The following is a 23,725-nucleotide window of genomic DNA, read 5'->3' on the forward strand; positions in this document are numbered from 1 at the left end:
ATGCAAGCCGTACAGCGTGAGATTGCGCAGCAGCTCAAGGTCCAAGCCCCGTTCAAGGACCAGGCCGCCCTGGAGGCCGAAGTTGCCCGCCGCGTGACCTTTATCCAGGATTGCCTGCGCAATTCCGGGCTCAAGACCTTGGTGCTGGGCATCAGCGGTGGCGTCGACTCCCTGACCGCCGGCCTGCTGGCCCAACGTGCGATGCACGAACTGCGGGCCAGCAGCGGCGACGAGGCCTACCGTTTCATCGCCGTGCGCCTGCCTTACGAAACCCAGTTCGACGAAATCGACGCTCAGGCTTCGGTGGACTTCATCGAACCGGACGAGCGCCACACTGTGAACATCGGCCCGGCGGTCAAATCCCTGGCCAATGAAGTGGCGGCCTTTGAAGGCAAGGCGGCGGTGTCGCGTGATTTTGTATTGGGCAACACCAAGGCGCGCATGCGCATGGTGGCGCAGTACACCATCGCTGGCGCGGCCGGTGGCCTGGTGATCGGCACCGACCATGCGGCGGAAGCGGTCATGGGCTTTTTCACCAAGTTTGGTGATGGTGCCTGCGACCTGGCGCCATTGAGCGGGCTGGTGAAAAACCAGGTACGTGCGATTGCTCGGCACTTTGGTGCGCCGGAATCGCTGGTGGAGAAGATCCCGACGGCCGACCTCGAAGACTTGTCGCCAGGCAAGCCGGACGAAGCATCCCACGGCGTGACGTACGCCGAGATTGATGCCTTCCTGCACGGCGAGCCAGTGCGTGAAGAGGCGTTCAAGATCATTTGCGACACGTATCGCAAGACCGAGCACAAGCGGGTCATGCCATTCGCGCCGTGAGGTGAGCCAGATAGTTTTGTACTGATTGTTAGATCGCCTTCGCGAGCAAGCCCGCTCCCACATTTGAACGCATCCTCATGCTGGAACTCGGTCAAGTGTGGGAGCGGGCTTGCTCGCGAAGAACGATAACGCGGTACTACAGACCGCCCACAAAAAAGCGCCCCGCAAGGCGCTTTTTTTCGACCGGAATCGGCTTACTTGACGGTCACAGTGCCTTTCATCATCGAGATGTGGCCTGGGAACGAGCAGAAGAACGCGTAATCCGTACCGGCGGCCAGTTTCGACACATCGAAGGTCACGGCGTCTTTCTCGCCAGCACCAATGATCTTGGTGTGGGCGATGATGCGCGTGTCGCCGTCTTTGAGGTAATTCTTTTCAATGCCGGCGGCCATGCCGTCGCTGGCGATGCCAGGCATGTCGGCGGCGGAGCTCAGCACCCAGTTATGGCCCATGACGTTCTTCGGCAAGCTGCCGGAGTGTTCCAGGTTTACGGTGAACGTCTTGCAGCTCTTGTCGATGGTGATTTCTTTGGTGTTGAAGGACATCTGGTCGGTGGAATCAACAGTGACCGCGCACTCTGCAGCAAGCAACTGGCCGCTCGCCAGTGTCAGCAGGGAAACAGCAACGATTTTGGCAAACATGTGAATCTCCATGGCAGGGTTTAAAAAACGCGTATTGCGACAAGGGTGCCTCAAGCAGGCTTGAATTCTTATGATCTGCATCAACAGATTGTATACAACTTTAGGCTATCAGACTGATCAACACAATCTACCAGCCAAAGTTCGACCACCTGCCTATGATCGGCTCATCCCCCTTGGAGCCCGCGCCATGCATCTGAATCAACTGTTCAACGGTCTGCTGGCCGCGTACGCCTGCGGTAAGTGAAGGCCAACCGCGCCGCTAAGCTGCTACCATAGCGACCCAAGGCAGCTGCGCGCCGCCACCCTCACCTTCGACCCTAGAGGATCGCCCATGGCCAAACCTAATTACTCCTTCGCCAAACGTCAGAGAGACTTGGCCAAGGAGCAGAAGAAAGAGGAAAAGCTGCAACGCAAGAAAGCCGCTGCAGATGAAGAAGCAAGTGCACTGAACCCGGATGCCGAAGGTGAAGTGGCAACCGACGAAACCGAGACACCGAAAGACCCGGCTGAATAAATTCTGTTGAGGTGAGCAGGCCTTCCCTGCTCGCCTCAATCCACTGTTATTGCAGCGGCATCACCGTCACCCGCACCTCCGGGTCGTGGTTCCCTCCTCCCAGAATCACCCCCCGCAACGGCGACACATCCGAGAAATCCCGGCCCCAGGCCAAGGTGATGTGCTCCAGTGCCGGCTGCACATTGTTAGTCGGATCAAAATCTACCCAGCCCGACACCGGGCAAAACACCGAAACCCACGCGTGCGACGCATCGGCGCCGATCAGCCGTGGCTGGCCGGGCGGTGGCTGCGTAAGCAGATAGCCACTGATGTACCGCGCTGCCAGGCCACGCGAGCGCAGGCACGCTAGCATCAGGTGGGCGAAGTCCTGGCACACGCCGCGTCGGCGCTCCAGCACTTCCACCAGCGGCGTGGCGACCTGAGTGGCTTCGGCATCGAAGGTGAACTCGCTGAAAATCTTCTCCATCAACGCCTGCACGCCGAGCAGCAACGGCTCGCCGGGCGGAAAACAGCTTTCGGAAAACTCGACGAAGGTTTTTTTCAGGTGCACGTAGGGCGACTCGAAGCGATAGCGGCAGGCTTCGATCAGTTCGGCTGACAGCGGCTGGCTGCTGTAAGTCAGGCTGTCGCGGGTTTGATCCCAGGCCGGCGACTGCTGAAAATCCAGCGCAGGTCGCGCCAGCACTTCGACGGTCAGCCCTGCATTCACCAGCAGCTCATCATGGGGCCGTTCGAACGCCAGCCGAGTGATCGGATTGCCGAACACGTCCAGCTCATCGCGCCGCGCCGTCGGCTCCGGGCTGATGTCCAGTTGCTGCGAACTGCAACGCTGCCACGCGCACGGCCGTGGCCACAAGTGCGCCAGCTGTTGCGCCAGCGACACCGGGCTGTCGTAGTGGTAGTGGGTATCGTGAAAAATCTGGTAGCGCGCACTCATCACACCGACACCGTCTGCTGGCTGACATCATCCACATGGGCAAAATGGCGCAACGCCAGGCGATCCGACACTTGCCCACTCTCATCGGCCACCGCTTGCAGCAGGTCAGCCAGGCCACCCAACGCGGCACGCACGCTGGACTCGCCGAACAGCGGGTTCTCCAGGCAACCCAGGTCAAAACGTGCCAGGCGCTCCACCAGCGGCGCCAGCCCGGTTTCCCGAGGCACACCGAAGTCATCGTTAAGACGACGTAACGTGCGGCTGACCAGTTTCAGCTGGAACAGCACCGCATGCGGGTTCTGCTCATCCAGCAACAACAGGTCGAGTACCGGGATCAACTGCGGCACCGCCAGGTAGCGCGAGCGATAGGTGATGCTGCTGTTACCCAACTCCAGCAGCCACTCAAGCCCGGCCTGATCAAACACCGCCACGCCACGCAGGAACGCCGCCAGGCTGCTGCTCAGGAACTGCAGGCGCTCGATACGCCGGCCCATCATCAAGAAGCGCCAGCCTTCATCACGGGTCATGTCATCCAGGGCAAAGCCGGACAGCGCCGCCAGGGACATCACCAGACGGTTGAGGAAATCCAGCAGCTCGCCGAAGTCCGGGGTCTGGCTTTCCAGCTCCAGGGCTTCGCGCTGCAGTTCGACCAGGGCCTGCCAGTTCTCCCGGGACAGCTTGCCGCGCACCTGCGACGCCGCCCACTGCAGACGCTGCAGGTTGGCGCGCAGGCTCGATGGCCAGTCATCGCCAAGCAAGGCGGCAAGCAGCCGCTCGGGCAATTCCCCTTCTTCGGGCAGCATGCGCAGGGTCTCGCCCAGCTCGACCGCCGCCTGCAAGGCCAGCGGATCGTCACCGTCCACATACCGCGCCAGCACAATCCGCAACCAGCGCGCACTGTCATCACAGCGCTCGCAGTAACGGCCGAACCAAAACAGGTTTTCCACCACGCGTGACGGCAGGTAGGGGTCGCGGCGCACCAGATCGTGGGCGCCAATTGGCCGCTGCGCGCGCCACTGCTCACTACCGGCAGCGCGTTCGCCCAGCACCCACGTGTCTTTGCTCGCGCCGCCGCGTTGCATCGATACCACCTCGGCGTCGGCCTCGGCCGCCACACGGGTGAGGCCGCCGGGCAGCACGCGATAACCTTCGTCGCTGGCCACCGCGTACACGCGCATGCCGATGGCGCGGTGCTGCAAATGGTCATCCACGGTATGCCACACCGGCGCCTGGGACAGTTGCGCCAATTCCTGGGCGACATACGCATAAGGTCGCGCACGCATGCGTTCGGCCAGCGCCTGGCGTTGTTCGTCGTTCAAGTCGCGGCCAAATACCGGGGCGAAACTTTGCGATGGAAACGCCGGTTTGATCAGCAGCTCGGGCAGTTTCTCCAAGGCCTCAGCGAGCACCGGCGCCTCACCGCACCACCAGGTGGCGATGGACGGCAGGATCAATTCTTCGCCAAACAGGAACTGGTTGATCTTCGGCAAAAAGCCGAGCAAGCCCGGCGACTCCAGCACGCCGCTGCCCAGGGCATTGGCCACCAACACATTGCCTTGGCGCACGGCATCCAGCAGGCCGGGCACGCCCAGGGCAGAGTCGGTGCGCAGCTCCAGCGGGTCGCAGAAGTCGTCGTCCAGACGGCGCATGATCGCGTGCACCCGGCGCAGGCCGCTGAGGGTTTTCAGGAACACGGTGCTGTCACGCACGGTGAGGTCGCCGCCTTCCACCAACGGGTAACCGAGCTGTCGCGCCAGGTACAGGTGTTCGAAATAGCTCTCGTTGAAACGCCCCGGCGTGAGCAGCACGATCAGCGGTGATTGGTCGTCGCAGGAAGCCTGGCGGGCCAGGGTTTCCTGCAGCGTGCGGAAAAAACCGGTGAGGTGCTGAACCTGCAGGTCACGGTACAAATCCGGAAAGGCGCGGGACACGATGGTGCGGTTTTCCAACGCATAACCCGCGCCCGAAGGCGCCTGGGTACGGTCGGCGGTGACCCACCAGCGGCCATCCGGGGTGCGCGCCAGGTCCACGGCGTACAGGTGCAGAAAGGTACCGTCCGGCGGCTGGATGCCCTGGCACGGCCAGAGGAAGTTGTTATGCCCGAACACCAGCTCAGCCGGCAGCAGGCCTTCTTTGATCAGGCGCTGCGGGCCATACAGGTCGGCCAACACGGCATTGAGCAGGCGCGCACGCTGGGCGATACCGGCCGACAAGTGCCGCCATTCATCGGCGGCCAGTACATGCGGGAGCAGGTCCAGCTCCCACGGGCGATCGGCGCCCTTGGGGTCGGCGTAGACGTTGTAGGTCACGCCGTTTTCCTGGATCTGCCGGGTCAGCAGCGCCTGGCGCTGGGCCAGTTGCGCGGGCGTGCTGCGTTGCAGGTGATCAAGCAAGCGCTGCCAATGGGCACGCACCGCGCCACTGTCGTCCAGCAGTTCGTGGTAAGTGCCCGCGGTCAGCGGGTAACGGTCGAGCAAGTCGGACATGGAACGCTCGGCAGAGGCAAGGGAAGTCAGGTTAACTCACATTCACTGCAATCTATTGTGGGAGCTGGCTTGCCTGCGATTGCGATTTCCAGCCACCTTATTGGCTGGTTGATATATCGCTATCGCAGGCAAGCCTGCTCCCACATTTAAATCGCATTCAGTCATTTTTATTGGGGAAACGCCGCAAATCCAGGGTCATCGGTAGTTCGTCATTGATAACCAAAGGAGGCACAGGCAACTTGCCAGGGCTATGCCCCAAGCGGAAAAACCGCGCCATACGCCGGCTCTCTGCCTCATTGGCGTTCACCGGCAAGCTGTCGTAATTGCGCCCGCCAGGATGGGCGACATGATACTGGCAGCCGCCCAGCGAGCGTTGCATCCAGGTGTCGAGCAGGTCGAACACCAGCGGCGCGTGCACCGCGATGGTCGGCTGCAGGCAGTTGGCCGGTTGCCAGGCGCGGTAGCGCACGCCGGCGACAAACTCACCCACGCGCCCGGTCGGCTGCAGGGGCACCGGAATGCCATTGCACGTCAGCAAATAGCGTTGTGGCGGCAGCCCGCTCAACTTCACCTGCAAGCGCTCAAGCGACGAATCCACATAGCGCACCGTGCCGCCCACCGCGCCCTCCTCGCCCAGTACGTGCCAAGGCTCCAGAGCCTGGCGCAGTTCCAGTTCGATGCCGCTGACGGCGTAGTCGCCGACCTTGGGGAAACGAAACTCCAGGTGCGCGGCAAACCATTCGGCTCGCAGCGGGTAACCGGCGGCGTTCAGTTCGACGATCACGTCGGCGAAATCCTGCTCGATGAAGTGCGGCAACAAGAAGCGGTCATGCAGCTCGGTGCCCCAACGCGCCAGTTTTGGCGGCGCGTACGGCTCACGCCAGAAACGCGCGACCAAAGCGCGCAGCAGCAATTGCTGGGTCAGGCTCATGCGCGCATGCGGCGGCATTTCAAACGCGCGCAGCTCCAGCAAACCCAGGCGCCCGGTGGCGCCGTCCGGTGAGTAAAGCTTATCGATGCAGAACTCGGCGCGGTGGGTGTTGCCCGTCACGTCGATCAGCAGGTTGCGCAGCAGGCGGTCGACCAACCACGGCGGGCATTCTTCGCCGGGCTCGGGCATCTGCGCGAAGGCAATTTCCAGCTCGTACAGCGCGTCGTTTCGCGCCTCATCCACTCGGGGTGCCTGGGAGGTCGGGCCGATAAACAGCCCGGAAAACAGGTACGACAGCGACGGGTGGTTATGCCAGTAGCTGATCAAACTGCGCAGCAAGTCCGGGCGGCGCAGGAACGGCGAATCCTTGGGCGTGGCGCCGCCGAGCACAAAGTGGTTACCACCGCCGGTGCCGGTGTGGCGACCGTCGATCATGAATTTCTCTGTGGTGAGGCGGGTTTGCCGCGCCTCTTCGTAGAGAAATTCGGTGCGCTCGACCAACTCGTCCCACGTGGCGGACGGCTGCACGTTGACCTCGATCACACCCGGGTCCGGCGTGACCCGGAAGTTGCTCAGGCGTGTGTCGAACGGCGGCTCGTAACCTTCCAGCAACACCGGGCAATGCAGCTCCTCGGCGGTGGCTTCGATGGCGGCCACCAGTTCGAGGTAGTCCTCGACGCGTTCCAGCGGCGGCATAAACAGATACAGCCGCCCTTCGCGCGCTTCAGCGCACAAGGCAGTGCGGGTCAGCCAATCGGCGGACTCGTCCACCTTCGGCACGCGCTCATCGCTGGGCGCGGGTTCGCCGTGGCTTTGCAAGTGTGAAGCGCTCGGCAGCGCCGGCTGATCCTGGTTCGGGTCGGTCGGGTGCACAAACGGGTACTCCGCCGCCGTCACCCAAGGCTGCGAGGCCAACGGCAGGCGATAGCCCAGCGGCGAATCGCCCGGCACCAGGCGGCAGTGGTTGTCGCGCAGGTACCAGCGCCCACTCTGCCAGCGGTCATTGGCGGCCGTGCGCGCCAGCGGCAACACTAGGCCGATGACTTTATCCAGGCCCTGGCTGAAGACTTTGCGCAGGCGTTCGCGCTCCAGGTCGTCGCTCAGCCGTGGGTCTTGGGCGGTGACATTCTGCGGCAGCGCGCCTTCGCGCCACAGGTAATAGAAATTGTCTTCGAAGGCCGGAAACACGAAGCGCGCCGGCAACTTCAGGCGCTCGGCGACGCTGGCCAGGAAGCGCCCGGCCATCACGCCGTCGGCGCCGTAATCCTGCTGTTCATCGGCGATCAGCGCGCTGTTGTGCCAGATTGGCACGCCGTCGCGGCGCCAGTAACAATTGAGCGACCAGCGCGGCAGTTGCTCGCCGGGGTACCACTTGCCCTGGCCGAAGTGCACCAGCCCCGTGGGCGCGTAGTGTTTGCGCATGCGCTGGAACAACTCGGCAGACAGGCGACGCTTGTCCGGCCCCAGCGCAGCGGTGTTCCACTCGGCGCCATCGGGGTCGTCGATGGAAACAAAGGTCGGCTCGCCGCCCATGGTCAGGCGTACATCGTCCTTGAGCAGGTCGCCGTCGATCTGCCGGCCCAGCGCCTGGATCGCCAGCCACTGCTCTTCGGTGTAGGGCTTGGTAACCCGAGGCGCTTCCCAGATGCGTTCAACCGACATCTCGTGGGTAAATTCGCACTCGCAAGGCTCCACCAGCCCGCTGATCGGCGCAGCGGACGACGGATCGGGACTACAGGCCAACGGGATATGACCTTCACCGGCGAACAACCCGGAGGTCGCATCCAGGCCGATCCAGCCGGCGCCGGGCAAATACACTTCGCACCAGGCGTGCAGGTCGGTGAAGTCGACGTCGGTGCCGGAAGGACCGTCGAGGGCTTTGACATCGGCGGTCAGTTGGATCAGGTAGCCCGACACAAAACGCGCCGCCAACCCCAGATTGCGCAGCAACTGCACCAACAGCCAGGCCGAATCGCGGCAGGAGCCAGAAGCGTTTTGCAGGGTGAACTCCGGGGTTTGCACACCCGGCTCCATGCGGATCAGGTAGCCGATATCAGCCGCCAGGCGCTGGTTGAGGCCGACCAGAAAGTCCACGGCCGGCAAGGGCGTGCGGTCGATGCCGGCCAGGTAGGCGGCAAACTTCGGCGTCAGCGGCAGGGTTTCCAGGTACGGCGCCAGCTCGCGCTGCTCATCGGCGGCGTAGCTGAAAGGGATCTTTTCGGCGTAGGGCTCAAGGAAAAAGTCGAACGGATTGAATACCGCCATCTCAGCGACAAGGTCGACTTCAATGCGCAGCTGGTCAGTCTTTTCCGGGAACACCAGGCGCGCCAGGTAATTACCCTGCGGGTCCTGCTGCCAATTGATGAAGTGCTGCTCGGGCAGCACTTTGAGTGCGTAGGACAAAATCCGCGTGCGGCTATGGGCAGCCGGGCGCAAACGCACGATCTGTGGGCCGAGTTCGACAGCGCGGTCGTAGCGGTAATGCGTAACGTGGTGCAACGCGACATGAATCGACACGGCGGCCTCCTGCGAGCCAGGGCATGGACACAAAGCGCGCAAGACTTATGCCAGAGCGGCCGTCATTGCGCTTTATCGTAAGACCCGCTGCAGTACAGCACCAAAACAGCGCCGTCGTCAGTGCGATGGTGCATACGCTGCACATCTTTGTGGCGTGCGCGCGCGGTTGGGGTGGTGAATCTACCCAGTCAAGCAGCCTTGGACGCGTTGCGCAGGCGCCGTACCTCAACCAATTTCCTGACCATCGCCCGATAGCCCTTGCTGTTGATCAGCAACAACCCGAGCAATGGCCAGAACAGGCTTTCACTGTAGATAAACCAGTGCGGGTGAAACTGCAGCGTCGGAAGCACCACCAGCAAGCACACCACAAAAAAGCCGACCATGCCCCACACCGCCCAGGCGTGCCCGCGCACGACCAGGAAGTTGCTGTTGACCACGAACAAGGCCGCGAAGATCACCACGAACCACGAGACGGTGGCATTGGTGGCCATGGGCACGTCGGCAAAATAGGTGGCGGCCGCCAGGGAAATTGCGCCGGAACCGCCCAGGCAACCGGCGAGAATCACGCCGATGAACGAGGGAAAATGTTCCAGCAAAAAGGGTTTCAATGACGGGACGCCATTCATTATTCAAGCTCCTCGTACAACCCTATCGCCAAGGTTTTGAGCTGTTTGGGGTTGTCCGAGCGCGCCAGCCCCCAGACGCTCAGCCCTGCACTGAAAGCATCGCCGAGCTGGACGATGGTGGCGTGCTTGAGCTGAGTGTGGGTAAAGCGCTTGGGCAAATCGCCGCGCAATTGCAGCAGCTTGCGCATTTTGGTCGACATCTGTGGGTCGGCGATTTTCAGCAGCTCTTTTGTCAGCTTTTCCCGCTCCTGACCGTTCAGGCCTTTGAGCACTTGGCGCAGGGTTTTGCCGGTGGATGCACGGGCCACATTGACCAATTTGACCGTGGTCAGCGCAGACGCACCCACGCCCACCAAGGCAGCGCCATCCATGATCTTGGTAGCGGTCTGGTACCACTCCTCGCTATCCAGATAGTCATTCATGCCAGGGTTGACGATCTCATTGCGGGTGCGAAAAGCCCCCATCAAGCAGGACGCCGTACTGGCGGTGGCGCTGGTGTAGCCAATGACGGTGATGACCGAGCTGGCACCACCGCTGAACGGCACCGCGATGGTGCCGCTTAACATCACCAGCCAACCCAGCACCGCGCCGCCGCAGGACAAGGTGGTGTTGAAGGCTTCGCTGATCAACCGCGACTCGCGCGCGTTATTCATCACTTGGTCAGCAAACTGCGCTGGCGCGACGTATTTCTGCGCCTCACGCACAATGATGCGCTTGGGCTGAATGCTGCAGATGGGCTTGAACTCACGCAGGGTGACGACATTGAAGTCGGCGTCGATATACACCACGCCTGCACCAACGATGTTGGGGTCGGCGTCGATGGCAGCAAATATCCGCGGCAGGTTGAGTTCGCTTTCGATGCGCTGGCGCGCCATGAATTGCGAGCGGTTGGAGTCCATGCCGATACCGGCCAGGGGGTTGCCCATGGGGGGTGATCTTCCTTGAAATGGGTGATGACTGAACTGACACCTTCGCGAGCAAGCCCGCTCCCACAGTTGACCGAGTTCCAGCATGAGAATGCGCTCGAATGTGGGAGCGGGCTTGCTCGCGAAGGCGATTCAATGGGCGCCACCTTAACAAACAGACTACCCACCGACTAGAAAGCAAAACGCCAGCACGAGGCTGGCGTTTTGCATATTCAGGCTGCGATCAACGCGGCACGACCGGCTTGCGCGCAGGCTTGCCGCCTTTGCCCTTGGCCGCGTCGGCGCGTTCCTTGGCCGCCTGCTTGTTGCGCGCCATGGCCGCCGCCTTGGCTTGTTCGCGCTTGTCCCACGGGTTGCTGCCGTCGCTGCCACGTGGCGGCAGGCCGGTGTGCTGGGTGAGGATCCTGGTGGTGGTTTCCTTGGCGACCTTGTGGCTGCCGGCCGGCGTCGAGTTCTTGCGACGCGCGCTCTGGTAGCTGTCGGTGGCCGGCTGGTGCAGCGGGATCAACTGGTCCTTGCCCGGCCCGATCAGGTCGGCACGGCCCATGCGGGTCAGCGCTTCACGCAGCATTGGCCAGCCCTTCGGATCGTGATAGCGCAAGAAGGCCTTGTGCAGACGGCGCTGCTCCTCGCTCTTGACGATGGTCACCGCGTCACTCTTATAGGTGACCTTGCGCAGCGGGTTCTTGCCCGAGTGGTACATCGCGGTGGCGGTGGCCATTGGCGAGGGGTAGAACGCCTGCACCTGGTCGGCGCGGAAGCCGTTGCCCTTGAGCCACAGGGCCAGGTTCATCATGTCTTCATCGGTGGTGCCCGGGTGGGCCGCGATGAAGTAAGGAATCAGGTACTGCTCCTTGCCCGCTTCCTTGGTGTACTTCTCGAACATGCGCTTGAACTTGTCATAGCTGCCAATGCCCGGCTTCATCATCTGGTTGAGCGGACCTTCCTCGGTGTGTTCCGGGGCGATCTTGAGGTAGCCACCGACGTGGTGGGTGACCAGCTCTTTGACGTATTCCGGCGACTCGACCGCGAGGTCGTAGCGCAGGCCGGAAGCAATCAGAATCTTCTTCACACCCGGCAACGCACGGGCGCTGCGGTACAGCTGGATCAACGAGGAGTGGTCGGTGTTCAGGTTCGGGCAGATGCCAGGGAACACACACGATGGCTTACGGCACGCGGATTCAATTTCCGGGCTCTTGCAGGCGATGCGGTACATGTTCGCGGTCGGGCCGCCGAGGTCGGAGATCACCCCGGTGAAGCCTGGCACTTTGTCGCGGATCTCTTCGATCTCGCGAATGATCGACTCTTCGGAACGGTTCTGGATGATGCGGCCTTCGTGCTCGGTGATCGAGCAGAAGGTGCAGCCACCGAAGCAGCCACGCATGATGTTCACCGAGAAGCGAATCATGTCGTAGGCCGGGATCTTTTCCTTGCCGTACACCGGGTGCGGAACACGTGCGTAAGGCATGCCGAACACGTAGTCCATTTCTTCGGTGGTCATCGGAATGGGCGGCGGGTTGAACCACACGTCCACTTCTCCATGCTTCTGCACCAGGGCGCGGGCGTTGCCTGGGTTGGTTTCCAAGTGCAACACGCGGTTGGCGTGGGCATAGAGCACCGCGTCGCCACGGACTTTTTCTACCGATGGCAGGCGGATCACGGTCTTGTCGCGGGTCATGCGCGGGCTGGCCAGGATCTGTACGACCTTGGCTTCTTCCGGGTCTTCAACCGGGCCTTTTTCCTGCTCGATGGCGCAGGCCTGGGTGTCCTGGGTGTTCACGTACGGGTTGATGATCTTGTCGACCTTGCCCGGACGGTCGATACGCGTGGAGTCCACTTCGTACCAGCCTTCCGGCGTGTCACGGCGAATGAACGCGGTGCCGCGCACGTCGGTGATGTCTTCGATCTTGTGGCCCCACGACAGGCGCTGGGCAACCTCGACAATCGCGCGCTCGGCGTTGCCGTACAGCAGGATGTCGGCGGCGGCGTCGATCAGGATCGAGTTGCGCACGCGGTCCTGCCAGTAATCGTAGTGGGCGATGCGGCGCAGGGAGGCTTCGATGCCGCCGAGTACGATCGGCACGTTCTTGTAGGCTTCCTTGCAACGCTGGCTGTACACCAGGCTCGCGCGGTCCGGGCGTTTGCCGGCCATGCCGCCTGGGGTGTAGGCGTCGTCGGAGCGGATTTTCTTGTCGGCGGTGTAGCGGTTGATCATCGAGTCCATGTTGCCGGCCGCGACGCCGAAGAACAGGTTCGGCTCGCCGAGCTTCATGAAGTCGTCTTTGGACTGCCAGTTCGGCTGGGCAATGATCCCGACGCGGAAGCCCTGAGACTCCAGCAGCCGGCCGATGATGGCCATGCCGAACGACGGGTGATCCACGTACGCATCACCGGTGACGATGATGATGTCGCAGGAATCCCAGCCAAGCTGATCCATCTCCTCCCTGCTCATCGGCAGGAATGGCGCAGGACCGAAACATTCGGCCCAGTACTTGGGATAGTCAAATAACGGCTTGGCTGTTTGCATGACGGTGACCGGTGTTGAGATGAAAAATCGCGGGCGCGGAATATAGCACAAATTTTGACCAATTCCGACGGTAATGGTCGGAATTGTGGTGACGCTATCGCGGGCAAGCCCACTCCTACATTTGAAGGTGTTCACCGTTCAAGTGTGGGAGCGGGCTTGCCCGTGATGAGGCCTCTACAGGCGCGGGAGAATTATTCGTCGTCGTCGAAGTTGTAACTGCCCGGCGCGAGGTTCTCGAAGCGCGTGTACTTACCGATGAACGCCAGGCGGATAAAGCCGATCGGCCCGTTCCGCTGCTTGCCGATGATGATCTCGGCAATGCCTTTATGCTCCGTTTCGGGGTGGTACACCTCGTCCCGGTACACAAACATGATCACGTCAGCATCCTGCTCGATCGCTCCGGATTCGCGCAAGTCGGAGTTCACCGGGCGCTTGTTGGGACGTTGTTCCAGGGAACGGTTGAGCTGCGACAGCGCCACCACCGGGCAGTTGAATTCCTTGGCCAGGGCTTTGAGGGACCGGGAGATTTCGGAAATTTCGTTGGTCCGGTTGTCGCCACTGGAACCCGGGATCTGCATGAGCTGCAGGTAGTCGATCATGATCAGGGCGATGTCGCCGTGCTCACGCACCAGGCGGCGAGTACGCGCACGCATCTCCGAGGGGCTGATACCCGCAGTGTCATCGATGAACAGCTTGCGGTCATTGAGCAGGTTGACCGCCGAGGTCAGGCGCGGCCAATCGTCGTCTTCCAGGCGACCGGCACGTACTTTGGTCTGGTCGATCCGCCCGAGCGATGAAAGCATACGCATGATCAGCGATTCGCCTGGCATCTCGAGGGAGTACACCAGCACGGTCTTGTCGCTGCGCAACACGGCGTTTTCCACCAGGTTCATCGCAAAGGTGGTTTTACCCATGGATGGACGGCCGGCGACGATGATCAAGTCGGACGGCTGCAGGCCGCTGGTCTTCTCGTCGAGGTCGGTGTAACCGGTGGAAATACCGGTGATGGCGTTGTCGGTATTGAACAGCGTGTCGATACGGTCGATGGCCTTGGTCAACAGGTCGTTGACGCTGACCGGGCCGCCGGTTTTAGGCCGCGCCTCGGCGATCTGGAAGATCTGGCGCTCGGCTTCGTCGAGGATCTCGGCGGCAGTGCGGCCTTCGGGGTTGAAGGCGCTGTCGGCGATTTCGGTGCTGATGCCGATCAACTGGCGCAGGGTGGCGCGCTCGCGAACGATCTGGGCGTACGCCTTGATGTTGGCGACGGACGGCGTGTTTTTCGCCAGTTCGCCCAGGTAACCCAGGCCGCCGACCTGGGAGGTCTGGCCTTCCTTGTCCAGCTGTTCGGCCAGGGTCACCACGTCGATCGGTGAGTTCTGGTCGGCCAGCTTGGCGATGGCGCGGAAGATCAGCCGGTGGTCATGGCGATAGAAATCACCGTCCGAGACTTGATCCAACACGCGTTCCCAGGCGTTGTTGTCCAGCATCAAGCCACCGAGCACGGCCTGTTCGGCCTCGATGGAATGCGGCGGCACCTTCAGGGCAGCGGTTTGCAGATCGTATTGCTCAGGAGCTGAAATATCGTTCATGGCCACTTGGAATTAGGGGATTGTAGAAAAACAAAAGGCACGACCTGTAAACAGGATCGTGCCCGATGTTAACTGGCTGACACGCTAGGTGCCAGTCAGTTAGGTGCTGCTTAAGCTGCTACCACGACAACGCGTACGGTGGCTTCAACTTCGGCGTGCAGGTGCACGGCTACGTCGAATTCGCCTACGTTGCGGATGGTGCCGTTCGGCAGACGAACTTCGCTCTTCTGCACTTCAACGCCGGAGGCGGTCAGTGCATCAGCGATGTCGTGGGTGCCGATCGAACCGAACAGCTTGCCTTCGTCACCGGCGGTGGCAGTGATAGTCACTTCCAGCTCAGCCAGTTGGGCAGCGCGAGTTTCGGCCGAAGCTTTTTTGTCTGCTGCTGCTTTTTCCAGCTCAGCACGACGCTCTTCAAACGCAGCCAGGTTGGCAGCGGTTGCAGCGGTGGCTTTGCCGTATGGCAGCAGGTAGTTACGACCGTAGCCGGCCTTAACGTTCACTTTGTCGCCCAGGTTGCCCAGGTTGGCGACTTTTTCCAGAAGGATCAGTTGCATGTGAAAATCCTCTAACTTTTAACCTTCACCGTTCGCGTTATCAGCATCTTTCGACGCCAGACGACCGCGAAAATCAATCAGGCCGTCGACAATGGCCAAAACCACGAGTAACGGATAGATCAGCTGCATGAACAGCAACAGCGTCACGTACAACCCCACCAGCCAAAACTTGGCCAGGCGCTTTCGCGCAACCAACCCATGAATCAGGGCCAGCCCGGCAAACACCAGCGGTACGCTGCAAATCGGCGCCAGCAAGGCTATCTGTGGACCGAAGTTCGGCCCGACAACCATGCACGCCAGCAACAACATCGCCGGTCCCGCGGGAATTCTGATACTGCGAAACTCGCGACCAAAACCACCCGGGTTGTACAACAACGCCTGCCAATAACGCCCAAGAATCAGGCTCAGCACGCTGACGACCTGCAACAATGCCGCAATCAGGCCGGTCAGGACCGGAGCAATCAGTGACACAAACCGCGCTCGCTCATCTACCGACAAATGCTGGTAGAGATCCCCGAGGGCCAACGGCAGGATCTTGACGATTTCCTGCGACAGCGCCTCGATTTGCGGGCGGAAAGCCGCGCCAAGCATCACTGAGTAAACCAACCCCAATGCCACGCTGACCAGCAGCGTACGGACCCAGGACTCACTTGCGCGTAAAACCAACGCAAGGCTCGATGACCCCAGCAGTACCAGAAGTACCCGTGGATCACCCATTTGCAGCCACCAGATCAAGGCCGGCAACAAACCCAGGGCAAAAACGCCAAGGGCGTCCTTCAAACCGCGCCGCAGCAGCACAAGGCAACCGGCGGCAGCACCCAACCAATAAAGCAGCGGCAATGCCGCACATCCAGCCACTACCAGAGTGGCCTGCACGCGACCGCGCATGATGAACTCAGCTAAGGCGCGCATGCATTCAATCCCTTACTACTTGTCGACTGCCCGGTCTCAGCGGCCGTGGCTGTCGGTGTAGGCCAGCAGGGCCAGGAAGCGGGCGCGCTTGATAGCGGTGGCCAGCTGACGCTGATAACGTGCTTTGGTACCGGTGATACGGCTTGGAACGATTTTGCCGGTCTCGGATACGTAAGCTTTCAGAGTGTTGAGATCTTTGTAATCGATCTCTTTCACGTCTTCAGCGGTGAAGCGGCAGAATTTACGACGACGGAAGAAACGTGCCATTTGATAGGCTCCTTAAAAGGTCCGTGGATTACTCGTCAGCGTTATCGCTGTTGTCGCTGTCATCACTATCAGCGCTTTCGGCGCCTTCGTGCTCAGGACGGTCGCGACGCTCACGGCGCTCACTGCGGTTTTCTTCAGCCTTGAGCATCTCGGATTGGCCGGTAACGGCTTCTTCGCGACGGATGACCAGGTTACGGATCACTGCATCGTTGTAGCGGAAGTTGTCTTCCAGCTCGGCCAGGGCCTTGCCAGTGCACTCAACGTTCAGCATCACGTAGTGAGCCTTGTGAACATTGTTGATTGCGTAGGCCAGTTGACGACGGCCCCAATCTTCCAGACGGTGGATTTTGCCGCCGTCTTCTTCGATCAGCTTGGTGTAACGCTCAACCATGCCGCCGACTTGCTCGCTTTGATCCGGGTGGACCAAAAAGATGATTTCGTAATGACGCATGAATGCTCCTTACGGGTTGTAGCCTGCCGCTCAAAAACGGTCAGACAAGGAGTGAATGACACTTATGGATCTTGCCGCAGGGAGGCACATAGATGCCTGCCAGGAAGGCAAGGGGCGCAATTGTAGAGAAGGGGGAGAAACGGCGCAAGGTGATTGGTGATTATTTGAACAACACGCAATCCAGGCAAACCCAAAGCAACTGTGGGAGCTGGCTTGCCTGCGATGACAATGGCTCAGGCAGCATCTGTGCTGACTGACACACCGTCATCGCGGGCAAGCCCGGCTCCCACAGGGTCTTGCGTCGCTCTCAAGCCTTATTTCTTGGCTTTAGCCTTGGCGCCACGCTGGCGCTGGGCTTCGAACAGGCAGACGCCCGTTGCGACTGAAACGTTGAGGCTGCTGACGCTACCGGCCATCGGCAGGTGCACCAGGTAGTCGCAATGCTCACGGGTCAGGCGACGCATGCCTTTGCCTTCGGCGCCCATGATCAGGATGGTCGGGCCGGTAAGGTCCTGGTCGTAAATGCTGACCTCAGCCTCGCCTGCCGTGCCCACGACCCACAAGCCGCGCTGCTGGAGTTTCTCCAGTGTGCGCGCCAGGTTGGTCACGGCCACCAGCGGAATCACTTCCGCCGCGCCGCAGGCCACTTTACGCACGACCGGCGTCAGGGTGGCCGACTTGTCTTTGGGCACGATCACCGCCAACGCGCCGGCAGCATCCGCCGAACGCAGGCAGGCGCCGAGGTTGTGCGGGTCGGTCACGCCGTCCAGCACCAGCAGCAGCGGTGCACCTTCGGTACGGTCGAGCAGCTCGTCGAGCATCGCCTCGCCCCAAACCTGGCTCGGACTGACGTCCGCCACCACGCCTTGGTGAACGCCTTCTACCCACACGTCCATTTCACGACGCTCGGCCTGGCCGATGGCAACTTTATTCTGGGTCGCCAGCTCGACCAGCGCTTGCACGCGCGGCTCGCTGCGACCTTCGGCCAACCACACCTGCTTGACGCGCTTAGGGTGATGACGAAGCAGTGCTTCTACGGCGTGCACGCCGTAGATTTTTTCCAGACTCATGACTTGGCCTTAGGTTTGCGCGACCCGCCGCTTTTCGCGGGGGCCGAACCCGCTTTGGGCGGGCCTTTACGATGTTTGCTCGGCTTGCTCGACGGTTTTTCCGCCTCGCGGGACTTTCCCCCAGACGCCGCTTTACCACCGCTTTTGGCTTCGTTGAGCAACTGCTGCTTCAACTCGCGGCTCTTGCGCAGCTCGGCATTCTTGGCCGCAGCATCGCTAGGGCGGTAGGCTTCGGGGGCCTTGTCCTTGGCAGACGAACGACGAGCAGGTTTGGCTGACGCAGGCTCGGCGACCGCTGCTTTAGCAGGAGCACCTTTGCCTTTGCTGGCCGGCGCAGTCGTCTCGGCGCCACGTTTTTTGCGGCCAGTCGGCTCGGCTGGTTTATCAGGCATGCCGAAGTCGATCTTGCGCTCGTCGAGGTCGACGCGCATGACCTGCACTTCCACCGTGTCGCCCAAACGGAAGCTGCGACCGGTGCGCTCGCCCGCCAGGCGGTGATGCACAGGGTCGAAGTGGTAATAGTCGCCCGGCAACGCGGTAACGTGCACCAAGCCTTCGACGTAGATGTCGGTCAGCTCGACGAACAGGCCAAAGCCGGTCACGGCGGTGATCACACCCGGGAACGATTCGCCCACACGGTCCTTCATGAACTCGCACTTGAGCCAGTTCACTACGTCGCGGGTGGCTTCGTCGGCACGGCGCTCGCTCATGGAGCACTGCTCGCCCAACTGTTCCAGGGCCGCTTCGTCGTACGGATAAATCCGTGCTTTGGGAATGGTCATGGCACCGGCGCGCTTGACGTGCGGGGTGTTTTGCTTGGAATGGATCACGCTGCGGATCGCGCGGTGCGTGAGCAAGTCCGGGTAACGACGAATCGGCGAGGTGAAGTGAGTGTACGCCTCGTAATTCAGGCCGAAGTGGCCCTGGTTATCCGCGCTGTACACCGCCTGGCTCAGAGAGCGCAGCATGACGGTCTGGATCACGTGGTAATCCGGACGGTCCTTGATACTTGCCAGCAGTGCCTGGTAGTCCTTCGGCGTCGGGCCGTCCTTGCCTTTGTGCAGGGACAGGCCGAGTTCACCGAGGAACGCGCGCAGCTTCTCCAGACGCTCCGGCGGCGGGCCGTCGTGCACGCGGTACAGTGCAGGAATCTCGTGCTTTTTCAGGAATTCGGCAGTGGCCACGTTGGCGGCCAGCATGCATTCCTCGATCAGCTTGTGAGCATCGTTGCGCGTGGTCGGGGTGATCGCCGCGATTTTGCGCTCGGAGCCGAAGACAATCCGGGTTTCCTGGGTTTCAAAATCGATCGCGCCACGCACATGACGAGCGCCCAGCAACACCTTGTACAGCGAATACAGCTGCTTGAGGTGCGGCACGACATGACCGTACTCACCGCGCAAGGCTTTGGCTTCGCTGGTTTTCGGCTGTTCCAGAATGGTGCTGACCTTGTTGTAGGTCAGGCGCGCCTGGGAGTGAATCACCGCCTCGTAGAACTGGTAGTCAGTCATTTCGCCGGTTTTCGAGATAGTCATCTCGCACACCATGGCCAAACGGTCGACTTTCGGGTTCAGCGAGCACAGGCCGTTGGACAGCTGCTCAGGCAGCATCGGAATCACGCGCTCCGGGAAGTACACAGAGTTGCCGCGCACCTGGGCTTCGTTATCCAGGGCCGAACCGATCTTCACGTAGCTGGACACGTCGGCAATCGCGACGAACAGCTTCCAGCCACCGGAGAACAGACGCAGCTTGCCAGGCTTGGCTTCGCAGTAAACCGCATCGTCGAAGTCGCGGGCATCTTCGCCGTCAATGGTGACGAACGGCAGATGGCGCAGGTCGATGCGTTTTTCTTTGTCTTTTTCTTCGACTTCCGGCTTGAGCTTGGCGGCTTCTTTGAGCACAGCCTCTGGCCAGACGTGAGGGATATCGTAGGTGCGCAACGCAACGTCGATTTCCATGCCCGGCGCCATGTAGTTGCCGACCACTTCAACGATGTCGCCCTGCGGCTGGAAGCGCGCAGTTGGCCAGTGAGTGATTTTCACCTCGACGAACTGACCGACTTTGGCAGCGCCATTGCGGCCCGGGGTGATCAGCACTTCCTGCTGGACCTTTGGGTTATCCGGCACGACAAAGCCGATGCCGCCTTCTTCGAAGTAACGGCCGACGATGGACTCGTGGGCACGCGACACCACTTCGACGATCACGCCTTCACGGCGACCGCGACGGTCGAGGCCGGAAACGCGCGCCAGAGCACGGTCGCCATCGAACACCAGACGCATTTGCGCAGGGCTCATGAACAGGTCGTCACTGCCGTCGTCCGGGATCAGGAAGCCGAAGCCGTCACGGTGGCCGGCGATGCGGCCAAGGATCAGATCGAGCTTGTCCACAGGCGCGTAAGTGCCTCGGCGGGTGTAGATCAGTTGGGCATCGCGCTCCATGGCACGCAAACGGCGGCGCAGGGCTTCGAGCTGGTCTTCGGTGGTCAGACCGAATTCTTCAACCAACTGCTCGCGGCTAGCAGGCGAACCACGATCAGCGAGATGCGCCAGGATCAGTTCGCGGCTAGGAATAGGGTTTTCATATTTTTCCGCTTCACGAGCGGCCTCGGGATCGAGGGACTGCCAATCGGCCATTAGAGAGTTTTCACCTTGTCTATATGCGGGTTAGTTTGGCATACGCGTATTGAAACGGGAAATTTCAGGCATCAACAAGCGTTTTAAAGACCTTTGTCGCCCTCAGAACGCACCTTGCACGACCTTTGGCGAAATTTTCCAGGATTTTTTCATAGCAGGGCTTTACAGCTCAAAATCGCCTCCGTATAGTGCGCGCCATCGACGACGGCAACGTTGTTGATGCTGCCCAGGTGGTGAAATTGGTAGACACGCCAGCTTCAGGTGCTGGTGATCGCAAGGTCGTGGAAGTTCGAGTCTTCTCCTGGGCACCAATTTCAAACTCAAGGTTCTGCCTCGAGTCTCCAAAAACCCGCGAAAGCGGGTTTTTGCGTTTCAGGCCTTTGATTTTTAACGAGAATCTCGATTTATATTTTTGAATCAGGGGTTTACAGATCAAAAAGCCCTCCGTATAGTTCGCTCCATCAACGGCGCAAGCGTTGTTGATAAGCCCAGGTGGTGAAATTGGTAGACACGCCAGCTTCAGGTGCTGGTGATCGCAAGGTCGTGGAAGTTCGAGTCTTCTCCTGGGCACCAAATTCAGATCAAACCCGCGAAAGCGGGTTTTTTCGTTTCCGGGGTTTGAAAACCTGCCTGGCGATTTCCCCCGCTTGTCCGCACTTGAGAAGTTTTATCGTTTATCCTTGTAAGGATTTGTTGCACTCAAGTGAGGAAAACCCCGGATGATGATCCGCGATACCCGTCTCAAGACATCCCTTCTGCGTGGCCTGACCATCACTCTGCTCGGCCTGACCCTGCTCTCGCCCGCTGCCTATTCTGCCGACAAGGTTGCACTGACCTTGTACAACGGCCAACACAAGGAGGTCGGCGATGAACTCGCCAAAGCCTTCGAAGCCAAGACCGGCATTCACGTCAATGTGCGCAAGGGCAGCAGCAACCAGCTGGCCAGCCAGGTCGTCGAAGAAGGCGACCGCTCCCCTGCCGACGTGATCTACACCGAAGAGTCGCCGCCACTGAACAAGCTTGGCGAACAGGGCCTGCTGGCCAAGATCGATGCCAGTACGCTCGACGTATTGCCCAAGGATTATGTCGGCAGCAACGGCGACTGGATGGGCGTCACCGCACGCACCCGTGTCGTGGCGTTCAACCCAAAGCTGATCGCCGAAAAAGACCTGCCCAAGTCGGTGCTGGATTTCGCCGGCCCCGAGTGGCAAGGCAAAGTCGGTTTCGTACCCACCAGCGGCGCGTTCCAGGAACAAGCTGTGGCAATCATCAAACTGCACGGCCGCGAAGCCGCTGAAGAATGGCTGACCGGTTTGCGCGCCTTCGGCAAGGTCTACAGCAACAACATGGTCGCCCTCAAGGCTGTGGAAAACGGCGAAGTCGCCACCGTGCTGGTGAATAACTACTACTGGTTCGCCCTGAAGAAAGAAAAAACCAACCTGGATTCCCAACTCCACTACTTTACCGATGGCGACGCCGGCGGCCTGATCACTGTGTCTTCCGCCGCCGCGCTGAAATCCAGCAAACACCCCAAAGAAGCCCAACAGTTGCTCGCCTTCATGGCCAGCGAAGAAGGCCAGCGCGTGATCACCAACACCTCGGCCGAATACCCGCTGCGCAAGGGCATGGAATCCAACCGTGGCCTTAAGCCTTTCAGCGAGCTGCAGCCGCCGAAAGTCACCCCTGCGGACCTTGGCAACGCCGAAGAAGCCCTGGACCTGGAACGTGACGTTGGCTTGAACTGATGAACCCATCGCTACCCGCCCCCGCCTTGCGCGGGGGTTTCAGCCCGCGACGCAAGCGCCCGTCGATCTGGCTGCTGATTCCCGTCCTATTCCTGGTTGGCCTGAGCCTGTTGCCGTTGGTGTATGTCGGCACAAAGGCCTGGCAGGCGGGCTGGGCACAAGCGATGCACCTGTTATGGCGCCCCTATGTGTTCGGGCTGCTGCGCAACACCCTGGCGCTGATGATTGGCGTGACGGTGGCCTGCGGCGTGATCGGCCTGTCGCTGGCCTGGCTACTGGAACGCAGCAACCTGCCGGGCCGACGCATCTGGGGCGTGATCCTGTGCCTGCCGTTTGCAGTGCCGGCGTTTGTCAGCAGCTTTACCTGGGTGTCACTGAGCGCCAACTTCGAAGGGCTGGGCGGGGCGATCCTGGTGATGACCCTGTCCAAATACCCGCTGGTGTTTCTGCCGGTGGCGGCGACGCTGCGCAATCTTGATCCCTCTCTGGAAGAATCAGCCCGCACCCTGGGGCTGAATCGCTGGGGCGTGTTTTTGCGTGTCACCCTGCCCTTGCTGTGGCCATCGCTATTGGCCGGGGCACTGTTAATTGCGCTGCATATGCTGGTGGAATTCGGCGCGCTTTCGATCATCGGCCTGCAGACGTTTACCACCGCGATCTACCAACAGTTCGAGCTGGAGTTCAGCAATGCGAATGCCGCGATGCTCTCGGCAGTGTTGCTGGTGATGTGCCTGACGCTGCTGTGGCTGGAGTTGCGCGTGCGCGGCAAGGGCCGGCACGTGCGCATCGGCCAGGGCGCGGCGCGGCATGCGGAACAGCTCAAGCTGGGGAAGTGGGCGGCCTTGGGCCAGGTGTATTGCCTGGCGCTGGCGATCATTGGCAGCGGCATTCCACTGGGAATGCTCGGGTACTGGCTGGCGGTGGGCTCATCGGCAGCCTTCCCCGTGGCCCAGATTGGCGAAGCATTGCTGTCCTCCCTTGCGCTGTCGCTGGGCGGCGCCGCGCTTTGCCTGGTGCTGGCCGTGCCAGTGGGGCTGCTGGTGGTGCGCTACAAAGGCCAATTGGCGATCTGGGCCGAGCGCCTGCCCTACCTGCTGCATGCCCTGCCCGGCTTGGTGATTGCATTGACGCTGGTGTATTTCGCACTGCATTACGTGCCGGTGCTGTACCAGACTTCCGCGCTGCTTTTGATTGCCTATGCATTGCTGTTTTTGCCACTGGCACAGGCGCCGATCCGCACGGCTTTGAACAAGGCGGCGCCGCAACTGGAAGAGGCAGCGCGCACGCTGGGCGCCTCGTCGTTCAGCGCGTTTTGCCGGGTGACCTTGCCGATCATTTTCCCGGCATTGGGCGCGGCATTTGCGCTGGTGTTTCTGGATGCGATGAAGGAATTGACCGCCACGCTGCTGCTCAGTCCGACGGGGTTGAACACCCTGGCGACGGCCGTGTGGGCGCACACCTCGAATGTGGAGTTCGCGGCGGCGGCGCCCTATGCGGCGTTGCTGATTCTGGTGTCGGGGTTGCCGGTGTATCTGCTCACGACTCGGATGTATCTGAGCCGCTGAAATAGC

General features: G+C 61.0%; 18 protein-coding genes and 2 tRNA genes. 6 read left to right on the top strand and 14 right to left on the bottom strand.

All coding sequences use genetic code 11. From position 1 onward, the window contains the following. On the top strand, nucleotides 1-828 hold the full coding sequence (gene nadE / locus AC19YS_RS04100; protein WP_106577642.1) for an NAD(+) synthase: 828 nt from the start codon (nucleotides 1-3) through the stop codon (nucleotides 826-828). Nucleotides 829-1,022: 194 nt separating this feature from the next. Here nadE and azu read toward each other — a convergent pair whose 3' ends face one another. After that, the gene (azu, locus tag AC19YS_RS04105) at nucleotides 1,023-1,469 is read right to left on the bottom strand and encodes an azurin (RefSeq protein ID WP_119737895.1); all 447 of its coding nucleotides are present in this window, start codon (nucleotides 1,467-1,469) and stop codon (nucleotides 1,023-1,025) included. Nucleotides 1,470-1,800: 331 nt separating this feature from the next. Here azu and AC19YS_RS04110 point away from each other — a divergent pair, with 331 nt between their 5' ends. Further along, a complete protein-coding gene (locus AC19YS_RS04110; protein ID WP_106577640.1) occupies nucleotides 1,801-1,983 on the top strand; it encodes a hypothetical protein in 183 nt (60 codons plus the stop codon). A 46-nt stretch (nucleotides 1,984-2,029) separates the two neighbouring features. Here AC19YS_RS04110 and AC19YS_RS04115 read toward each other — a convergent pair whose 3' ends face one another. From AC19YS_RS04115 to rnr, 13 genes are all read right to left on the bottom strand, one after another. Continuing rightward, entirely contained in the window at nucleotides 2,030-2,920 is an 891-nt protein-coding gene (locus AC19YS_RS04115) for a transglutaminase family protein (protein WP_119737897.1), read from the bottom strand. Beyond that, on the bottom strand, nucleotides 2,920-5,406 hold the full coding sequence (locus tag AC19YS_RS04120; RefSeq protein WP_500601003.1) for a circularly permuted type 2 ATP-grasp protein: 2,487 nt from the start codon (nucleotides 5,404-5,406) through the stop codon (nucleotides 2,920-2,922). Before AC19YS_RS04120 ends, AC19YS_RS04115 begins: the two co-directional genes overlap by 1 nt. A 157-nt stretch (nucleotides 5,407-5,563) precedes the next feature. Continuing rightward, nucleotides 5,564-8,854, bottom strand: coding sequence for a transglutaminase family protein (locus tag AC19YS_RS04125; protein WP_500601004.1), 3,291 nt, complete (start codon nucleotides 8,852-8,854; stop codon nucleotides 5,564-5,566). Between the two features lie 188 nt (nucleotides 8,855-9,042). Then, nucleotides 9,043-9,480, bottom strand: a complete 438-nt coding sequence (locus AC19YS_RS04130) for a hypothetical protein (RefSeq protein ID WP_200624036.1) — start codon at nucleotides 9,478-9,480, stop codon at nucleotides 9,043-9,045. Then, nucleotides 9,480-10,406 carry an Ssp4 family T6SS effector gene (gene ssp4, locus AC19YS_RS04135; RefSeq protein ID WP_106577635.1) on the bottom strand — a complete coding sequence of 309 codons (927 nt, stop codon included), beginning with the start codon at nucleotides 10,404-10,406 and terminating at the stop codon, nucleotides 9,480-9,482. The genes AC19YS_RS04130 and ssp4 overlap by 1 nt, the downstream gene beginning before the upstream one ends. 223 nt (nucleotides 10,407-10,629) lie before the next feature. Then, nucleotides 10,630-12,933: a YgiQ family radical SAM protein gene (locus AC19YS_RS04140; protein WP_367242294.1), complete on the bottom strand. Its 2,304-nt coding sequence runs from the start codon at nucleotides 12,931-12,933 to the stop codon at nucleotides 10,630-10,632. A 191-nt stretch (nucleotides 12,934-13,124) separates the two neighbouring features. Further along, a complete protein-coding gene (dnaB, locus tag AC19YS_RS04145) occupies nucleotides 13,125-14,522 on the bottom strand; it encodes a replicative DNA helicase (protein ID WP_017526410.1) in 1,398 nt (465 codons plus the stop codon). Nucleotides 14,523-14,632: 110 nt separating this feature from the next. Then, entirely contained in the window at nucleotides 14,633-15,079 is a 447-nt protein-coding gene (gene rplI / locus AC19YS_RS04150; protein WP_003171376.1) for a 50S ribosomal protein L9, read from the bottom strand. Nucleotides 15,080-15,097: 18 nt separating this feature from the next. After that, nucleotides 15,098-15,991, bottom strand: a complete 894-nt coding sequence (locus tag AC19YS_RS04155) for a hypothetical protein (RefSeq protein ID WP_500601006.1) — start codon at nucleotides 15,989-15,991, stop codon at nucleotides 15,098-15,100. A 36-nt stretch (nucleotides 15,992-16,027) separates the two neighbouring features. Beyond that, the gene (gene rpsR, locus AC19YS_RS04160; RefSeq protein ID WP_002551829.1) at nucleotides 16,028-16,258 is read right to left on the bottom strand and encodes a 30S ribosomal protein S18; all 231 of its coding nucleotides are present in this window, start codon (nucleotides 16,256-16,258) and stop codon (nucleotides 16,028-16,030) included. A gap of 28 nt (nucleotides 16,259-16,286) precedes the next feature. Then, complete coding sequence (gene rpsF, locus AC19YS_RS04165) at nucleotides 16,287-16,709, bottom strand: 30S ribosomal protein S6 (protein WP_003217491.1); 423 nt, start codon at nucleotides 16,707-16,709, stop codon at nucleotides 16,287-16,289. Nucleotides 16,710-17,023: 314 nt separating this feature from the next. After that, nucleotides 17,024-17,779, bottom strand: coding sequence for a 23S rRNA (guanosine(2251)-2'-O)-methyltransferase RlmB (rlmB, locus tag AC19YS_RS04170; RefSeq protein WP_010213600.1), 756 nt, complete (start codon nucleotides 17,777-17,779; stop codon nucleotides 17,024-17,026). Next, nucleotides 17,776-20,409 (bottom strand): ribonuclease R, encoded by a 2,634-nt coding sequence (rnr, locus tag AC19YS_RS04175; protein ID WP_119737911.1) that lies wholly within the window; start codon nucleotides 20,407-20,409, stop codon nucleotides 17,776-17,778. Before rnr ends, rlmB begins: the two co-directional genes overlap by 4 nt. Nucleotides 20,410-20,633: 224 nt before the next feature. Between rnr and AC19YS_RS04180 the strand changes: the two genes are divergently transcribed. From AC19YS_RS04180 to AC19YS_RS04195, 4 genes are all read left to right on the top strand, one after another. After that, nucleotides 20,634-20,720, top strand: a tRNA-Leu gene (locus AC19YS_RS04180). Between the two features lie 175 nt (nucleotides 20,721-20,895). After that, nucleotides 20,896-20,982 (top strand) — tRNA-Leu (locus AC19YS_RS04185). A 146-nt stretch (nucleotides 20,983-21,128) separates the two neighbouring features. Continuing rightward, nucleotides 21,129-22,154 carry an iron ABC transporter substrate-binding protein gene (locus tag AC19YS_RS04190; RefSeq protein WP_119737913.1) on the top strand — a complete coding sequence of 342 codons (1,026 nt, stop codon included), beginning with the start codon at nucleotides 21,129-21,131 and terminating at the stop codon, nucleotides 22,152-22,154. Then, entirely contained in the window at nucleotides 22,154-23,719 is a 1,566-nt protein-coding gene (locus AC19YS_RS04195) for an ABC transporter permease (RefSeq protein WP_200624034.1), read from the top strand. Before AC19YS_RS04190 ends, AC19YS_RS04195 begins: the two co-directional genes overlap by 1 nt. Nucleotides 23,720-23,725: the final 6 nt, after the last annotated feature.

Source organism: Pseudomonas sp. MF08831 (assembly GCF_059862645.1).

Bases quoted from the DNA above. Each gene is read 5' to 3' on its own strand.
- AC19YS_RS04130 (WP_200624036.1), bottom strand. From the start codon at position 9,480: ATGAATGGCGTCCCGTCATTGAAACCCTTTTTGCTGGAACATTTTCCC.
- azu (WP_119737895.1), bottom strand. From the start codon at position 1,469: ATGTTTGCCAAAATCGTTGCTGTTTCCCTGCTGACACTGGCGAGCGGC.
- AC19YS_RS04195 (WP_200624034.1), top strand. From the start codon at position 22,154: ATGAACCCATCGCTACCCGCCCCCGCCTTGCGCGGGGGTTTCAGCCCG.
- rpsR (WP_002551829.1), bottom strand. From the start codon at position 16,258: ATGGCACGTTTCTTCCGTCGTCGTAAATTCTGCCGCTTCACCGCTGAA.
- AC19YS_RS04155 (WP_500601006.1), bottom strand. From the start codon at position 15,991: ATGCGCGCCTTAGCTGAGTTCATCATGCGCGGTCGCGTGCAGGCCACT.
- AC19YS_RS04120 (WP_500601003.1), bottom strand. From the start codon at position 5,406: ATGTCCGACTTGCTCGACCGTTACCCGCTGACCGCGGGCACTTACCAC.
- AC19YS_RS04190 (WP_119737913.1), top strand. From the start codon at position 21,129: ATGATGATCCGCGATACCCGTCTCAAGACATCCCTTCTGCGTGGCCTG.
- AC19YS_RS04115 (WP_119737897.1), bottom strand. From the start codon at position 2,920: ATGAGTGCGCGCTACCAGATTTTTCACGATACCCACTACCACTACGAC.
- nadE (WP_106577642.1), top strand. From the start codon at position 1: ATGCAAGCCGTACAGCGTGAGATTGCGCAGCAGCTCAAGGTCCAAGCC.
- dnaB (WP_017526410.1), bottom strand. From the start codon at position 14,522: ATGAACGATATTTCAGCTCCTGAGCAATACGATCTGCAAACCGCTGCC.
- ssp4 (WP_106577635.1), bottom strand. From the start codon at position 10,406: ATGGGCAACCCCCTGGCCGGTATCGGCATGGACTCCAACCGCTCGCAA.
- AC19YS_RS04140 (WP_367242294.1), bottom strand. From the start codon at position 12,933: ATGCAAACAGCCAAGCCGTTATTTGACTATCCCAAGTACTGGGCCGAA.
- AC19YS_RS04110 (WP_106577640.1), top strand. From the start codon at position 1,801: ATGGCCAAACCTAATTACTCCTTCGCCAAACGTCAGAGAGACTTGGCC.
- rplI (WP_003171376.1), bottom strand. From the start codon at position 15,079: ATGCAACTGATCCTTCTGGAAAAAGTCGCCAACCTGGGCAACCTGGGC.
- rlmB (WP_010213600.1), bottom strand. From the start codon at position 17,779: ATGAGTCTGGAAAAAATCTACGGCGTGCACGCCGTAGAAGCACTGCTT.
- rpsF (WP_003217491.1), bottom strand. From the start codon at position 16,709: ATGCGTCATTACGAAATCATCTTTTTGGTCCACCCGGATCAAAGCGAG.
- rnr (WP_119737911.1), bottom strand. From the start codon at position 20,409: ATGGCCGATTGGCAGTCCCTCGATCCCGAGGCCGCTCGTGAAGCGGAA.